The sequence below is a fragment of the Treponema sp. OMZ 857 genome, from assembly GCF_024181085.1.
Taxonomy (GTDB): Bacteria; Spirochaetota; Spirochaetia; order Treponematales; family Treponemataceae; genus Treponema.
In genome coordinates this window covers 2413976-2429484 of the sequence record NZ_CP051147.1, presented here as the reverse complement: position 1 = coordinate 2429484, position 15509 = coordinate 2413976, and the positions used below count along the sequence as shown (strand labels likewise).

At 46.1% G+C, this 15509-nt stretch carries 11 protein-coding genes; 8 read left to right on the top strand and 3 right to left on the bottom strand.

What is annotated here, in order from left to right; genetic code table 11:
- Positions 1 to 204: 204 nt before the first annotated feature.
- Positions 205 to 1062 carry a flagellin N-terminal helical domain-containing protein gene (locus E4N66_RS10895; protein ID WP_044013910.1) on the bottom strand — a complete coding sequence of 286 codons (858 nt, stop codon included), beginning with the start codon at positions 1060 to 1062 and terminating at the stop codon, positions 205 to 207.
- 281 nt (positions 1063 to 1343) lie between these two features.
- Positions 1344 to 2204, bottom strand: coding sequence for a flagellin N-terminal helical domain-containing protein (locus E4N66_RS10890; protein WP_044013907.1), 861 nt, complete (start codon positions 2202 to 2204; stop codon positions 1344 to 1346).
- Positions 2205 to 2578: 374 nt separating this feature from the next.
- On the opposite strand from E4N66_RS10890, the gene E4N66_RS10885 reads away from it, so the two are divergent.
- The 7 genes from E4N66_RS10885 to E4N66_RS10855 all read left to right on the top strand — a co-directional run bounded on the left by E4N66_RS10885 (position 2579) and on the right by E4N66_RS10855 (position 13325).
- Complete coding sequence (locus E4N66_RS10885; RefSeq protein WP_253728031.1) at positions 2579 to 3685, top strand: tyrosine-protein phosphatase; 1107 nt, start codon at positions 2579 to 2581, stop codon at positions 3683 to 3685.
- 231 nt (positions 3686 to 3916) lie between these two features.
- The gene (locus tag E4N66_RS10880) at positions 3917 to 6811 is read left to right on the top strand and encodes a VCBS repeat-containing protein (protein ID WP_253728030.1); all 2895 of its coding nucleotides are present in this window, start codon (positions 3917 to 3919) and stop codon (positions 6809 to 6811) included.
- A 250-nt stretch (positions 6812 to 7061) separates the two neighbouring features.
- Positions 7062 to 8696, top strand: coding sequence for a chaperonin GroEL (gene groL, locus E4N66_RS10875; RefSeq protein WP_006188421.1), 1635 nt, complete (start codon positions 7062 to 7064; stop codon positions 8694 to 8696).
- Positions 8697 to 8999: 303 nt separating this feature from the next.
- Positions 9000 to 10631, top strand: a complete 1632-nt coding sequence (gene hcp / locus E4N66_RS10870; protein ID WP_253728029.1) for a hydroxylamine reductase — start codon at positions 9000 to 9002, stop codon at positions 10629 to 10631.
- A gap of 285 nt (positions 10632 to 10916) precedes the next feature.
- Positions 10917 to 11183 carry an RNA-binding regulator gene (locus E4N66_RS10865; RefSeq protein ID WP_044013900.1) on the top strand — a complete coding sequence of 89 codons (267 nt, stop codon included), beginning with the start codon at positions 10917 to 10919 and terminating at the stop codon, positions 11181 to 11183.
- A 289-nt stretch (positions 11184 to 11472) separates the two neighbouring features.
- Entirely contained in the window at positions 11473 to 12624 is a 1152-nt protein-coding gene (locus E4N66_RS10860; protein WP_253728028.1) for a tetratricopeptide repeat protein, read from the top strand.
- 176 nt (positions 12625 to 12800) lie between these two features.
- Positions 12801 to 13325 carry a hypothetical protein gene (locus E4N66_RS10855; RefSeq protein ID WP_044016983.1) on the top strand — a complete coding sequence of 175 codons (525 nt, stop codon included), beginning with the start codon at positions 12801 to 12803 and terminating at the stop codon, positions 13323 to 13325.
- A gap of 140 nt (positions 13326 to 13465) precedes the next feature.
- Here E4N66_RS10855 and pta read toward each other — a convergent pair whose 3' ends face one another.
- Complete coding sequence (pta, locus tag E4N66_RS10850; RefSeq protein WP_253728027.1) at positions 13466 to 14473, bottom strand: phosphate acetyltransferase; 1008 nt, start codon at positions 14471 to 14473, stop codon at positions 13466 to 13468.
- 109 nt (positions 14474 to 14582) lie between these two features.
- On the opposite strand from pta, the gene trxB reads away from it, so the two are divergent.
- Complete coding sequence (gene trxB, locus E4N66_RS10845; RefSeq protein WP_253728026.1) at positions 14583 to 15509, top strand: thioredoxin-disulfide reductase; 927 nt, start codon at positions 14583 to 14585, stop codon at positions 15507 to 15509.

Below are 15509 nucleotides of genomic sequence, written 5' to 3'. Positions count from 1 at the left end.
AACCGAATTAGTTACGTATTTTGTGTATTAAATTTATGGATTCCAACCGTTTGGAGGTTCTTAGATAAAAAAAAGGAAGAAGAAGGGCGCGGCTTCTTCTTCCTCTTAAGTCGCGGGAAAAAGAGATAACATCCAGAAATCTCTTTTACTCAAACCCTCACTGTTGATTTAGGTTTGCGTTATTTTTCCCGATTCTTTTGAGCGCTATTGAAGGAGGCGGATAACCGACTGGGGTTGTGTGTTCGCCTGTGCAAGCATTGCGGTGCCGGACTGCATCAAGATTTGATTCTTGGTGTACTCAACGATCTGCTTTGCCATATCAGCATCGCGGATGCGTGATTCAGCAGCCTGGAGGTTTTCAGCAGCAATTGCAACACCATTGTATGCAAGTTCAAAACGGTTCTGGTATGCACCGAGGTCAGCTCTCTGCTTGTTGATCTGCTTCAACGCATTGTCGATAGTACCGATAGCCATATTAGCACCTTCCACAGAAGAAATGGTGATCATATCGCCTTCGCCGCCCTGCATACCGCCGGTAAGACCGAGAGCTACTGCAGTCATTGTACCGATAAAGAGCTTTTCGGACTGATCCATGTTCGCACCAACATGCAACTGCATCGGACCTGCTGCGGAATCCTTTGCAAAGCGTCCGGTAAGCAAGTTCATACCGTTGAATTGAGCATGGCTTGCAATGCGGTCTACTTCATCTACGAGCTGAGAAACTTCAACCTGAATTTGCATACGGTCTTCTGCGGAGTAAATACCGTTGGCAGCCTGAACTGCTAACTCGCGTAAGCGCTGCATAATATCAGTGGTTTCAGCTAAATACCCTTCTGTTGCTTGGATAAAGGAAACACCATTCTGTATGTTCTGGCCTGCTTGATTTAAACCGCGGATCTGGCTTCTCATTTTTTCGGAAACTGCAAGTCCGGAAGCATCATCGCCTGCGCGGTTAATGCGCATACCGCTGGAAAGCTTTTCTATGTCTTTTACGATGTTGGTCTCGACGATGCCTGTGTTGCGCTGTGAGTACATAGCGCTCATGTTGTGGTTAATAATCATATAACCCTCCTTGAAGTCTGCTTCCGGCATCCATGCCGGAAATTATCACTGTATAAAAACGTTACGGAAATTGGTTGCGCCTTTCCTTTCGGTTTTTTACACAGTATTATTGGCTTTCGATGTACTAACCGAAGACCAATAATACTGTTATACAGGGCTTCTTAAGGGTGTTTTTCAAAGATCATGTGAGCGGGATACTGGAAGCATCCCGCCGGTTCTCGTTACTACGATGCCAAGTATACCCTCTTGCCGAAAAAAAGACAAGAGAGTTATACAAGAAATTACCGCAATAATGAGAGCACAAGCTGGGTATTTGAATTTGCCTGTGCCAACATTGCCGTACCGGACTGATTGAGTATCTGATTTCTCGTATACTCGACCATCTGCTTGGCCATATCGGCATCGCGGATGCGTGATTCGGATGCCTGCATGTTTTCTGCGGCAATATCGATTCCGACAACAGCCATTTCCAGTCTGTTCTGGTATGCGCCGAGGTCTGCCCGCTGCTTGTTGATTTTCTTTAATGCCTCATCGATTGTACCGATGCTGTGGTTTGCTTCTTCTGCGGTTTCGATCGTCATTGTGCGGTTATCGCTCAGATCGCGCACGCCGAGGGCATGAGCAGTCATGGTTCCGATGTACACGCGGATGCGCTGATCCATGTTGGCGCCGATGTGGAACCACATTGATCCTGTTACGGCGTTCTCTCCGCCTTCACGTGCAAAACGTCCGGTCAGCATATTCATACCGTTAAACTGAGCGGAACTCGCAATGCGGTCAACTTCGGCAACAAGCTGGGAGACTTCGACCTGAATTTGCATCCGGTCTTCCGCGCTGTAAATACCGTTTGACGCTTGTACCGCCAGCTCGCGGATACGCTGCATAATATCAGTCGTTTCCTGCAAATATGCTTCGGCAACTTGAATAAAGCTGATTCCGTTCGATGCGTTTGCCGAAGCTTGGTTTAAGCCGCGGATTTGAGCACGCATTTTTTCGGAAACTGCGAGTCCGGAAGCATCGTCGCCTGCACGGTTGATACGCAGACCGCTGGACAGTTTTTCGATGTCCTTACCGATACGTACATCAGTAACACCCAATGTACGCTGTGCAAACATTGCACTCATGTTGTGGTTGATAACCATAGCATTTCCTCCATGAAATGTGGTACTGAAAAGCATCCGTGCTTTTCAGGAAAATAGGGAATCTCTAAAAGTTCGGTTCGATTTTTAGAGACTCAAGACAGAATATCTCCATATCTTTTATCGGTGGTATAAGCTAAAAACTTTAGTCTTTATGCAAAATTTTTTAAAATTTTTTCTATTTTCAATAAAAGAGCAGAAGGCTCAGATGGGTATGGCTTTTCGCGGAACAAAGACTACCTTTTTGACGGTACGGATGTCCGGTCTATTGTTAAAAGTCTTGTTTATCGCCCCATTAGCATATATACTTACAGTAACATTATTAAGAAAGAAGTTTGCACTTTTTCTGCGTGAGGCTTCTATATTTTGGAGGTTTTATGATTCACAAACGTTTTATGCGTCTATCGATTGCATTATTGTTCAGCCTTTCCGTGCTGATGTCATGTGCTACTACGGACGGAAACCGTTCACAGGAGCCGGTATATGAGCCGCTGCAGGGAACCGTTTCGTCGGTTGATAAGTACGGCAATCTTACAACGGACATTACCGAAGCGGCGTTAAAAGAAAAAGGGTATGAGCTTGGCGATGTATTGCTCGCAAAGCTGGGAGACAAAACCGTAACGGCTCCCTTTGTTGCAACCTACAGCGATGTTAATAGAGGCGATTATCTGATTAGAATGTCACACGGATTTACCGCTATCGCGATGAGCTATGATAACTGTAGCGGCAAAACCGGCGCAGTCGAGGGAACTCCGGTAACGCTGTCTCTTTCCAAGAAAGGCGCCTATTTACAGGAATACGAAATGCGCCACTTGGTTAAGTCCGAAAAACGTGAGGATTATGCTTCCGATGCAATATTCGCAAACTTCCGCGCCGTTCAAGCGGGTTCCATTGCAGCTAATCGGCTATACAGAGGATGCAATCCGGTATTCGGAGATGCTCGCGCCCCGTATGCGGCAAAGCTCGTTGAAGCAGCAAAAATCGTAACTGTTATCAATCTTGCAGACAATGCCGAAAGCATGGCGCCGTATCTTGCCGCAGCGCCTTACTATGAACGGCTGGTAAAAGATGGACAGGTTATCACCCTTAATATGGGAATTGACTTTAACGATCCTGCATTTATCGTAAAACTGAAAGATGGACTGATCTTTATGGGGCAGCACAAAGGACCGTTCTATGTTCATTGTAATGAAGGAAAAGACCGCGCTGGTATGGTTGCCGCCGTGCTGGAAGCTTTGATGGGCGCCACAGTGCAGCAGGTTGCCGATGACTATATGCTATCATACATGAATTACTTTAACGTCAAGAAAACCGATGCGCGGTATCCGGTTATTGCGAAGATTATCACCGATATGTTCGTAAAGATGAACGGCGGCAAGGCTGTTACCGATGCCAATTTAAAAGCCGTTGCGGAAACCTATCTGACCAAGACCGTCGGACTGACCGTATCGCAAATTAATGCACTCAAACAAAAACTACAATAACCAATTGAAAATATACGGCGCATCTACTGCGTCGCCCGCTGAAAATAAATGCTCAACGTATCATAGATACGCTTCCGCTTTATTTTCAGCGGTCTCCTTGTATCTACACCGTCTATTTTCAATAGTTTTGTTTAGCATCTGTTTAGCAATATACTAAGAGTTAGGAAAACACCACTGCTCTGTCCGTTTTGCATCAACTTTCAATAATGAATTAAAGAATAAGGAATACCTATGGATACCGACGATTTAAATACCAATGAACACATTCACTCAACAGAAGGGTTTGATATGCCGTCTGCTCCGGACATCGATACGAAGATAAATCCGGACAAGACGGCAAACGGTACCTCCGAAAGACCGTCTGATATGCCGCCTATTGAAAACGCTGACACGGTAGAGCGGCAGACGGCGGCACCGGACACCGATACGGTACATGCCCCTCCACCTCCGCCCACGAAAAAAAAGCGGAAGAAGAGCGGATTTTTCAAAAAAGCCGGTATCTTTCTCCTCGTCCTTATTTTGATTATTCTCATTCCGCTTGTCGGGTTAATCGGATATTCATTGATAAACCGGACGAATCCTGCGCGGCATATTGCCGACGGATATTATGCTGCGGTTACTATTCGCTCTGCAAGCGATACACTGCAAAAAGGGCTGTACCTCAGCGCCGTCGATTCGATTCTTTCTTCGCCCGAAACGGCCGCTTTACAGGGGAATCTCCGCGCATTGCGGTCTAACACAACACTCCAATCCGACTGGTTTAAGCGACTGCTGAATGTTCCTATTAATATCGCTGTTTATGAGGGCAATAACGCAGCGCTTGTTGCGGATATCGGTGTCCGCTCCGCTGCCGTTCAGTTGCTTCCCCTTATTACTGCCGTTAAGCCGGAACTGTTTGATTCGATACCGAACCTTTCGCAAACCGAATTTGATATAAACGGTAATGCAAAAGGAGGATTCCTGTTTAAGCTGACCCAAGACCAGCGGCTTTATATCTGTTTTTATAAAAATCTTATTATCGCCGCGACCTCGGAAGATTTGCTCTATTCCTGTTTAGCCGAAAACTCCGAAGAGAGCGGTAAACGGCTAACGGCTCTACTGCGTGCTTCCAACCGGGGAGCGGTCAGCGTATATGCGGAACCGTCGTATTTTCTTTCCGGTATCGCGGCAAAACAGGATATCGTCGGCAACATGGTGCGAGAGCTTGCATTCCCCGAACCGGCGGCACTCAACGTCAACTTTGATGAAAACACGGTTTCTTTTCATAGCATCATCAATTGGATTTCGGAACGCTCCGAAGTAAATACTATCCTGCAGCGGCGCTCAACACTGCCGTCTATTTTATCCCGTCTGCCGGAAGGAACTGCCTATTTAACGCTGCTCAACCTCGGCGATCCTCAATTCCTCTACGAGAACACCAAAGCTTTTTTCCCTCCGGATCTGACAAAGACGTTCAATTCAACGAATAAAAACAGCTCATTCTTTTTTAACAAAGATTTGAATCAGCTTATCTTTGAATGGATGGGGAGTGAAATCGGTGTATTCGGTCATCGGGATTCTCAAACACCTGTTTTCTTTATTTCATTAAAAGATGAGGCAAAGTGCCGCTATCTATTGGAAGATCTGTTTAATACGATATTCATCGATCGCAGCACCGCTGCAGTGGTTGATGACAACCGTATCCCGCGTATTGTATTCCCCTCATGGTTGTCAGGACTGTTACGAGCCTTTCGAATCGATTTGCCGGAACCGTTTTATATGATACAAGACGGCTATTTGTATCTTTCTAATAGTGCAGAAGCGCTCGGTATGTGCAAAAAAGAGACTGATACGGGTAAACTCTTGGTAAAAACCGATGAATGGAAGAAGATTGCAAAGGCCGTTTCCGCCGAAACGTCTTTCTTAGTATACTATTCGCTGGATCGGAGTATTCCGTTCTTTTTGGAACAAAATGCACTGCTTAAAACCGCCTTTAAGAATTACGGTAAAGGCGTACTGTCGCTTCGTTTTGCGGCCGGACGCCAAGTTCATTTGGATTTCTATACGCAAAAAACCGATGCGCGTAAACTGGAAGAAATTCCCGCTTTTCCGCGTTCCCTTTCTCAGCGGCCCGAATCCGATATTATCTGCGCAAAGACTGTGGACAATGTTCCCTATGTCTTTTGGACAAACGGTTCAAATGTGCAGAGTATGAATCTTTTAAACGGCAGCGAATCAACACTTTCACTTGATGGAAAGGCGGGAATTGCCGCCGAAATAAAACACTCAAAGCTCCAATCGCTTTGGGCGGTTTCGGCTCGCGGTTCTATCTATCGGGCAAACGAAACCTTGGAACCCTTTGCAGGCTATCCCGTATTGACGGCAGAAAAACTCCTTCCTAACCCGGTTGCTTTTAACGGCGGCATAGCGGTACCGCTTTCTGCCGACTCCGCACTGCTCTTTGCCGGCACAACCGATAATTGGTCTACTTCCGACACAATGAATGCTAAACTGCGTGCTGCTCCCGTTATATTTAAAGACGGTATTGCAGCGCTTCCGCGCTCGTTTGAAAGCTGTTTATACCTATTTAATAAAGAAGGAAAAATCGTTGAAGGGTATCCCATTGAGCTTGAAGGAATCTTTGCTGCAGCGCCGGTATTCTTTGAAGAAACAAAGGGAAACTATGCCGCTGCTTTTGTAAGTGAAGACGGCAGGTTTTCTATCCGCAGTTTATCGAAGGATTATGCAGAGATCGCCTCGTGTGATCTTAATACCGTGTGTAAGGCGGATTTGACGTATTCTGCATCGTTGCGGGCGTTCTTTGTTGTTTCTCAAGATGGACACCTGTTTAAATTCAACACTGCGGGCGCGATAACCGACTCGTTACCGTTAAAGACAGGTGCTGCGGATGATTACTGCATCACGTTGCTCGATGTAACCGGTGACGGGAAAGACGAAATATTTATTTCGGGAGGAGGAAACGCCCTTTACGGGTATACCTCCGGTTTTGCCCCTCTGGACGGTTTCCCGCTTGCCGGCACGGGAACGCCGTACTTACTCGACATTGATGGAGATTCGATTCCTGAACTGATTACGCATGGTATCGATTCAAAAGTCCATGCATATCGGGGCGCGGCACTCAGGTAAAGCCGATTTGCATATAACCAAGTATTCCTAAAATTCAGCGGACAGCTCTAAAAACTCGGTTAGATTTTTAGAACTGTCCGTTTATTTTATAACTGGTTTCTGGAATCACTTGCCGGTTTACCTTTTTTTTTGTATTTTACTATCATATCTTTTTGAACGTTTACGAGATTTTTAACTCGGTAAACGTTGAATCGTTAAAAACTACAGTACGTAGCATAATTTCAGTTATAATGATGAAGGAGTTCATAAGATGGCAAAACAACTGCTGTTTAATGAAGAAGCACGGAAAAAGCTGCTTTCCGGTGTTGAACAAATTTCAAGTGCGGTAAAAGTTACATTAGGCCCCAAAGGGCGCAATGTCTTACTCGATAAGAGCTTCGGCGCGCCGACCGTTACCAAAGACGGTGTTTCGGTTGCCCGTGAAGTTGAATTGGAAGATCCGTTTGAGAATATGGGAGCTCAGCTCTTAAAAGAAGTTGCCACAAAAACCAACGATGTTGCCGGTGACGGAACCACAACCGCAACCGTTTTGGCTTATTCTATGGTGCGCGAAGGCTTAAAGGCCGTTGCCGCCGGTATGACTCCGCTTGAATTAAAGCGCGGTATGGATAAGGCTGTCGCAATCGCCGTAGACGATATTCAGAAAAACGCAAAAGAAATTAAGGGGTCCGAAGAAGTTGCTCATGTTGCTTCCGTTTCCGCAAACAACGATCAGGAAATCGGTAAAATTCTTGCCGATGCGATTGCCCGTGTAGGAAAAGACGGTGTTATCGATGTCGGCGAAGCACAGACGATGGAGACCGTTACCGAATATGTTGAAGGTATGCAGTTTGACCGCGGCTATATTTCTTCCTATTTTGTAACCGACCGCGACCGCATGGAAACGGTATACGACAATCCGTATATCTTAATTCACGACAAGACCATTTCTACGATGAAAGATCTGCTGCCTCTTTTGGAAAAAGTCGCACAGTCAGGCCGTCCGCTTTTGATTATCGCAGAAGATGTTGAAGGCGAAGCGTTGGCAACCTTAGTTGTAAACAGCCTCCGCGGCGCCTTAAAGACCTGTGCGGTAAAGGCCCCCGGTTTCGGCGACCGCCGCAAGGAAATGCTCGAAGATATCGCTATTTTGACCGGCGGACAGGTTATCTCCGAAGAATTGGGCTTAAAGCTGGAAACAGCTGATCTTAGCCAGCTTGGTCAGGCCAAGAGTATTAAAATCGATAAAGAGAATACGACGATTATCGACGGCGCAGGCGATAAAAAGCACATCGGCGACCGCGTTGCCCAGATTAAGAAGCAGATTGAAAATTCTTCTTCCGAATACGACACCGAAAAACTCAAGGAGCGCCTTGCAAAACTTGCCGGCGGTGTTGCGGTTATTAAGATCGGCGCCGTTACCGAAGTTGAGATGAAGGAAAAGAAGCACCGCGTAGAGGATGCCTTGAATGCAACCCGTGCCGCTATCGAAGAAGGTATTGTCCCTGGCGGCGGTCTTGCGCTGATTCAAGCTGCTGACGCGCTTAACAAGGCTGACATTTCCAAGCTGACCGAAGATGAAAAAATCGGCTTTAAGATTGTCAAGCGCGCGCTTGAAGAACCGATCCGCCAGATTGCGGAAAATGCCGGTGTTGACGGTGCTGTCGTTGCAGAAAAAGCAAAAGAGAAGCGCGGTATCGGCTTTGACGCTGCAAAAATGGAATGGGTAGATATGATGAAGGTCGGAATTATCGACCCCGCAAAGGTAACCCGCTCTGCATTGCAGAACGCAGCCTCCATTGCGAGCCTCCTGCTGACCACCGAGTGCGCTATCACCAATCTCCCTGAAAAGCACGCTCCGGCGGCTCCCGCCCCCGACATGGGCGGTATGGGCGGAATGTATTAATCCACAACCCCGGCTCAGCGCATAGACGAAGAGCACCGGGGGATTAAAGTCTCCGCACACATCAACCCTGTGCATAACACAAAGGCTTACACACAAAAGTGCGTAAGCCTTTTTTTATCCCTATAAACCAAAATATTGGCCATACCGTAACCCATGTTACCGACCGGCATACCACCTTACGATACAATAGCTCCAGAGTATGGGATTAAAATCGAGATTATTGTAGACGGTCTGTAAAAAGCCGAAGTTACAGGAGCTCGCCTTTAATCCGTATCATTCAGAATTTCACACAAGGAGTTATGTATGGATTCGATGTTTTGTTTTCAATGTCAAGAGACGTTTAAGAATACCGGCTGTATAAAAGTCGGCGTTTGCGGAAAGAATCCCGTTGTCGCAGGACTACAGGATTTCCTTATCTGGGCGACAAAGAAGCTCTCTGTTGTTACCTCTTATATGCGCGAGCATGGGATGAAGGTAACAAAAGAGGTGAACCACCTCGTAACTACCAACCTCTTTGTTACAATTACCAATGCCAACTTTGATCCCGATGCAATTGAGAAAAAAAATACGCTTACCCTTGAAACAATTGCCGCTTTGCGAAAAGAGGCAAAGCTTGAAGCGGACGCCGAAATCGATACTCTTATCGGTGCCGATACCTCTGCACGGCTGGCAAAGGCACTGACCATCGGTATTTTACAAACCAAGGATGAAGATAAGCGGGCTCTTAAAGAGTTGATTATCTACGGGCTGAAAGGGCTTTGTGCATATATGAAGCATGCCAATATCCTAAAGCATGAGAATGAAGAAGTAGATGCGTTTATCCAAAAAACGCTCTCCGTATTAATCGACGAAGCGCTTTCCGTTGATGAGTTGGTTGCGCTCACACTTAAAACGGGAGAATTCGGCGTAAAAGGGATGGCTTTACTGGACGGCGCCAATAGCGGAACCTACGGCAACCCCGAAATGACGGAGGTTTCTATCGGGGTACGGAAAAATCCCGGTATATTGGTTTCCGGTCATGATTTGCGCGATATTGAAATGCTCCTTGAGCAAACCGAAGGCCAGGGCGTAGACGTTTATACACATTCCGAAATGCTTCCTGCGCATTATTATCCCAAGCTCAAGAAGTACAAGCATTTAGCAGGCAACTACGGCGGTTCATGGGCGCGCCAAACTTCCGACTTTGCGAATTTTAACGGTCCCATCCTGATGACAACCAACTGTATCATTCCGACAAAAGCCTCCTATGTAACAAGAATGTACACGACAAATGCGGCAGGACATCCCGGCTGTGTACATATCGAAGCTGATAAAGACGGACACAAGGACTTTTCCGCCATTATTGCGCAGGCAAAAACCTGTCCGCCGCCTCAAGAAATAGAAACAGGGAAAATCATCGGCGGTTTTGCCCACGCACAAGTGTTTGCCCTTGCGGATAAAGTGGTCGAAGCGGTAAAGAGCGGTGCTATTAAAAAGTTTGTCGTTATGGGCGGCTGTGACGGACGGCAGGGGGCGCGGTCATACTATACCGACTTTGCGCAAGCCCTTCCGAAAGATACGGTGATTTTAACGGCAGGTTGCGCCAAGTACCGCTATAACAAGCTGAATCTCGGCGATATAAACGGTATCCCGCGTGTATTGGATGCAGGGCAGTGTAACGACAGTTATTCGCTTGCGCTGATTGCCTTAAAGCTGAAAGAAATCTTCGGATTGAGCGATATCAATGATTTGCCGATTGTCTTCAATATCGCGTGGTATGAACAAAAGGCTGTTATTGTTCTTTTAGCGCTCCTATCGCTTGGGGTAAAAAATATACATCTCGGCCCGACGCTTCCGGGCTTCCTGTCAAAAAATGTAACGGAAGTCTTGGTGAGCAAATTCGGGCTTGCGGGAATTACCTCTGTGGACGAAGACCTTAAACGCTTTTTTGCATAACATTTACAAGCAGGTGATTATACAAAGCTCTGAGCTCATACTTTGTTTGGCTATTGTATTTTAATGAAGGCTTACACACAAAAGTGCGTAAGCCTTTTTTTTATACGTGTATTGGTCGGTTGACCGCTTAGCGAAACTATGTTACAGTAGCTTATCTACGTGATCGTTGTTTCCATTAATGATAGAGCCGAAAGTTCAGCTTACATAATCAAATAAAGGTCTCATAGAACTTGTTTCCGTATGGATTCATTATTTAGTACCGTAAAGGGTAAAAAGGATTTGAGTATGGCTCAGAAAATCTATGTAGGAAATTTAAACTACGCAACCACGGAAGAAGGTTTGTCAAACTTGTTTGGAGCTTATGGCGAAGTCGTCTCGGCAGCTGTAATTAAAGACAAGTTCAGCAACCGTTCAAAGGGTTTCGGATTTGTTGAAATGGCCGATGAAAGCGCTGCACAAAATGCTATTGCAGAATTAAATGAAAAGGAATTTGAAGGACGCCGTCTCCGCGTTAATGTCGCTCAGGAGAAACCCCGCCGCACTTATCCCTAATTAATTTATACAAAGGAGCGGGACATCCCTAAAAAACGACATTTTTAGGGATGCCCGATATAAGTTTCTTAATTTTTAACCTGCCGCCCATGCTGCGGCCGCAGCGTAAAACGGCATCATGAAACCTCTAAAAACTTCCATATTCGTATGTGTTAACGTATACCTTCCTTATTAAATAAAATTATATCATTGAAAAAAAATTCGTTCCTCTATAAGATAGAAGTTAATGAAAAATTGCGGCAAAGGCTGCTATTATAACGTCTGCTATTATATGGAAAGGAGCCGAGCTATGATTAACCATAACGCTCAATTTTTTTGGTACCCGATTGTCAAGAATACTGCTATAACAAAGCCTCGGATACGGTTAACGCCGGTCATATCGCCGATTATGGCCGCGATGATCCTTTTCTGTACTTTGTGCGGTATCTCTTGTGCTTCCATGCAAACGGATATCCGCTATTCAGGCGGTGTGGGAGCTGCTCGTGAAAAAACACTTGCAACGCTTGAATCGGCTATCGTTTCGCAGCGGATACGGTACAACTCGGAACAGCTCAGGCGGATACAGACGGATATCGATGCTTTTTTGCGGGAGCCGTCTACCGATTCTTCGTATTTGGCACGACTGTATGCACTTTCTGCAGACGTATACCTATTGCAGCAACAACCGAATGAAGCACGGAAGCGGTTAGCTGCGGCCAAGCAGCAAAATGAATATGATGAATACGTCCAATTGGTTTCGGCGCGGCTTATTTCCGATCAAGAAAAGCGGAGAGCCTATTTGGAAGAGCGGCTTGTACAAAATCCAGCCTATTACCGGCTGAAAGCGGAACTCGGTGGGCTCTATTTTGCCGTAAAAGACTACCGGAAGGCGCTCGCAGCTTTTGACGCTTCACTTTCATTTTTGCCTGAAGAATATCAGCAGCTCTACGGTGAACAGCGCGAGCAGAGTTTACAACTTTACACACTAGACGGCGCTTCCATCCGGAAAACTTCCGAAAAAATATTACAAGCATCCCCTCTTTCATTGGTAGAAATGGCGATACTGACACAAGATTCTACAAACGCACTCGATTTTATAACCGGTACTGCAGAGTGGAAACCGCCGATGCTTGCCGATTATCTGCAAAAAAACGGGTGGTATCATCCGGAGCGGGATGTCCTCAAAGACTTTGCATCAAAAAAAGATGCGGCACTGTTTTTATGGCGCTTAATTGTAGGTAATGATGAAGTCCGTTTAAAGAAATACACACGCTATTATACCAGCAAACGGCGGCTGCCGATTCCCGATGTGATGATGGACGGTGTTTACTTTGATGCTATTGTCGGTACGGTAGAAGAAGACGTTGTACCGCTTACAGACGGTAAAAACTTTGAACCCGACAAACCGGTTAGCGGCATGGAGTTTTACCGCTGGCTTTTAAAAGCCGATGCCCTCCGGTGAGTATCAGGGAGACTGAACCGGACTCATTTTTGTATTGCTCCGCGTAGAACAACCACCCTTTACGGCGGCTGCGGTGCGGCTGCCGGTCTTTTCTAAAAGCATAAAATGTAAAAAAAATTGTGCACAAAAAGAAGATAGGCTGGTTTTTTATTGCTCTTTCGGTTATACTAAAAATTATGGAAGCCATAGATATTTTAAAGCCGCTTTTGGAAAAAGGACTGTTAAAGGAAAGCCTTACTTTGGCAGAAAGCGAAGGTAAGGAACTAAGCAAAATCAGCCAGGAAGGGCTTAATTTTGTAACAGCTTCTATCTTAGCTGATGTTCCATCTGTTGAAAAAACCGAACTGATTAGAAAAACAGGCGCCTTTTTCTCTGCCGAGGATTATTGTAATCTATTAAATGAAAAGGTATTTACTATTCACCCCGTAACCCGGGATCGGTTAAAAGATCAAGGGGTGTTGTTAACCGATGAAAATATGAAGCAATACTATGCATGGTATAATATTTTTGATATTGCCTTCCCGTGGCTTCCTTTATCGGTATTTGAAGATTTGGTCGTTTATTTACGGGATGAAAAGAAGCTGGTTTTAGATAAAGAAACACGAGAACTGGTAAAAGAAAATTTTTTAAATTCCAAACGGTATTCTGAACGGGAATTAGACCGTTTATTCGAATCGCCTATTTTTGATAACGAATTTTAATCCGTACAACAGCATGAACGCATCAGACATTGCGCTGCGGTATTGATGTGGCCGTCCGGTGTCCTTCTGCTGAAATCAACCTACCCCGGCGCACAGCGTGTCGGGGTAATGAGTTCTCCGCACGAATAAACGGCTCACGTTTATTTTTTACCTGCCTGTACGAGTGTTACAACTGCCGTTACAACAATATCTTCGGTCGAACAGCCGCGGGACAAGTCCGATAACGGTTTTGCAAAGCCCTGCATAAAGGGACCGTAAGCATCTGCTTTTGCAAAGCGCTGTACCAACTTATACCCGATATTTCCCGAATTAAGATCGGGGAATATCAACGTGTTTACCTTATCGCGGATAGGACTGCCGGGCGCTTTTCTATCGGTTACTTCCGGTATGAGCGCGGCATCAAGCTGCAGCTCACCGTCATAGCAGAAATTTACTTTCCGCTCATCCAGCAACTTAACGGCTTCGCGTACTTTGATGAGGCTTTCATCTTTATCGCCACCGGAACCTTTTGTCGAGTATGAAAGGAGTGCAACGACAGGTTCATGGCCGACAAAGGCACGATAACTTTCCGCAGCTGCAGTTGCGATATCCGCTAATTGTTCGGCGGTGGGGTTGGGGATAACCGCAGAATCCGAGAAAATCAATACACCGTTCGTTCCCCACTCGGTACTCTTGGTATCCACGATAAAGCAGGAAGATGCGGTTTTAACACCTTTCTTTACGCCGACGATAGTGAGCCCCGCACGCAATACGTTTGCAGTTGTGTTTTCCGCACCGGCTACCATCGCATCGGCCTTGTCCTGTGCGAGCATCATTGCGCCAAACCGTAAAGGATCGTGCATCTCTTTTTTTGCTTCCTCAGGCGTCATTCCCTTAGCCTTCCGTTTTTCGTATAATGCTACAGCAAAATCTTCCGTCCATTCGGAATGTTCAGGATCGATAATAGTAAACCCATCGGTCAATACGCCTAACTTTTTGCAGGCTCCTTCAACCTCAGCTTTCTTTCCGACTAAAAATAATTCCGCGGGAATTTGCATATCAATAAGCGCACGAGCCGCACGTAAGGTACGAGCCTCTGTCGCTTCAGGCAAAACCAAGCGATTGTGATATTCTTTCGCTTTGTCTTTCATTATTTGAACAAACCGCATAATAAAACCTCCGGATCACAAATGTAGGCATGAGTGTACTATTTTGCTCTCTTTTCTGCAAGGCGCGCGTTCAATTGACCAAGACTTTCTTTTTTCGTACATTATAATAATGAATACAAATTATGATATTATCGTTATCGGTGCCGGCGCGGCGGGTATGGCTGCGGCGCAATATGCGTGCCGATCAAACTTAAAAGTATTAGTGCTGGAAGAAAAAGCGCCGGGCGGACAGGCAATTTTAATCGATTCGCTTGAAAATTATCCCGGATATGCCGAACCGATTAACGGTTTTGAATTTTCCGAAAATATGCGTAAACAAGCGGCAGGTTTCGGGGCGGAGTTTGCTTCCGACAAGGTAGAAGCCGTTACAAAAAACGGAGATAAAACCTTTACCGTGCAAACCGCCGGAGCAACTTACACGGCGCTTGCCGTTATTCTTGCGACGGGGGCGGAGCACCGCAGCCTCGGTGTAAAGGGCGAAAAAGAGCTGCAGGGGAAAGGCGTTTCATACTGCGCTACCTGCGACGGCCCCTTCTTTAGAAATAAGCATATCGTTGTGGTCGGCGGAGGGGATGCCGCTTGCGATGAAGCGCTCTTCCTTGCCAATCTAACGGATACCGTTACGATGGTACACCGCCGCGACACCTTCCGTGCGCAAAAGGCGCTCGTTACCCGGACATTGAATAATCCTCATATAACGGCGATATTCGATACGACCGTCACGGAGATTAAAGGAGCCGATAAGGTAACGGCCGTTGTACTGCGGAATGTAAAGACGCAGGAAGAACGGGAACTTGCCTGTGATGCAGTCTTCTTTTTTGTCGGTATGAATCCTAAAACGGAATTATTCCCCGACGCAACAAAGGATGCAACGGGATATATCGTTACCGATGAGGATATGCGAACCTCTATCGAAGGGCTTTACGCGGCAGGCGATGTGCGCGCTAAGTCTTTCCGGCAGGTGGTTACTGCAGTTGCAGACGGCGCGATTGCCGCTCATACGGCAGCAGCTTATATCGATAGCCTGCACAGTTAA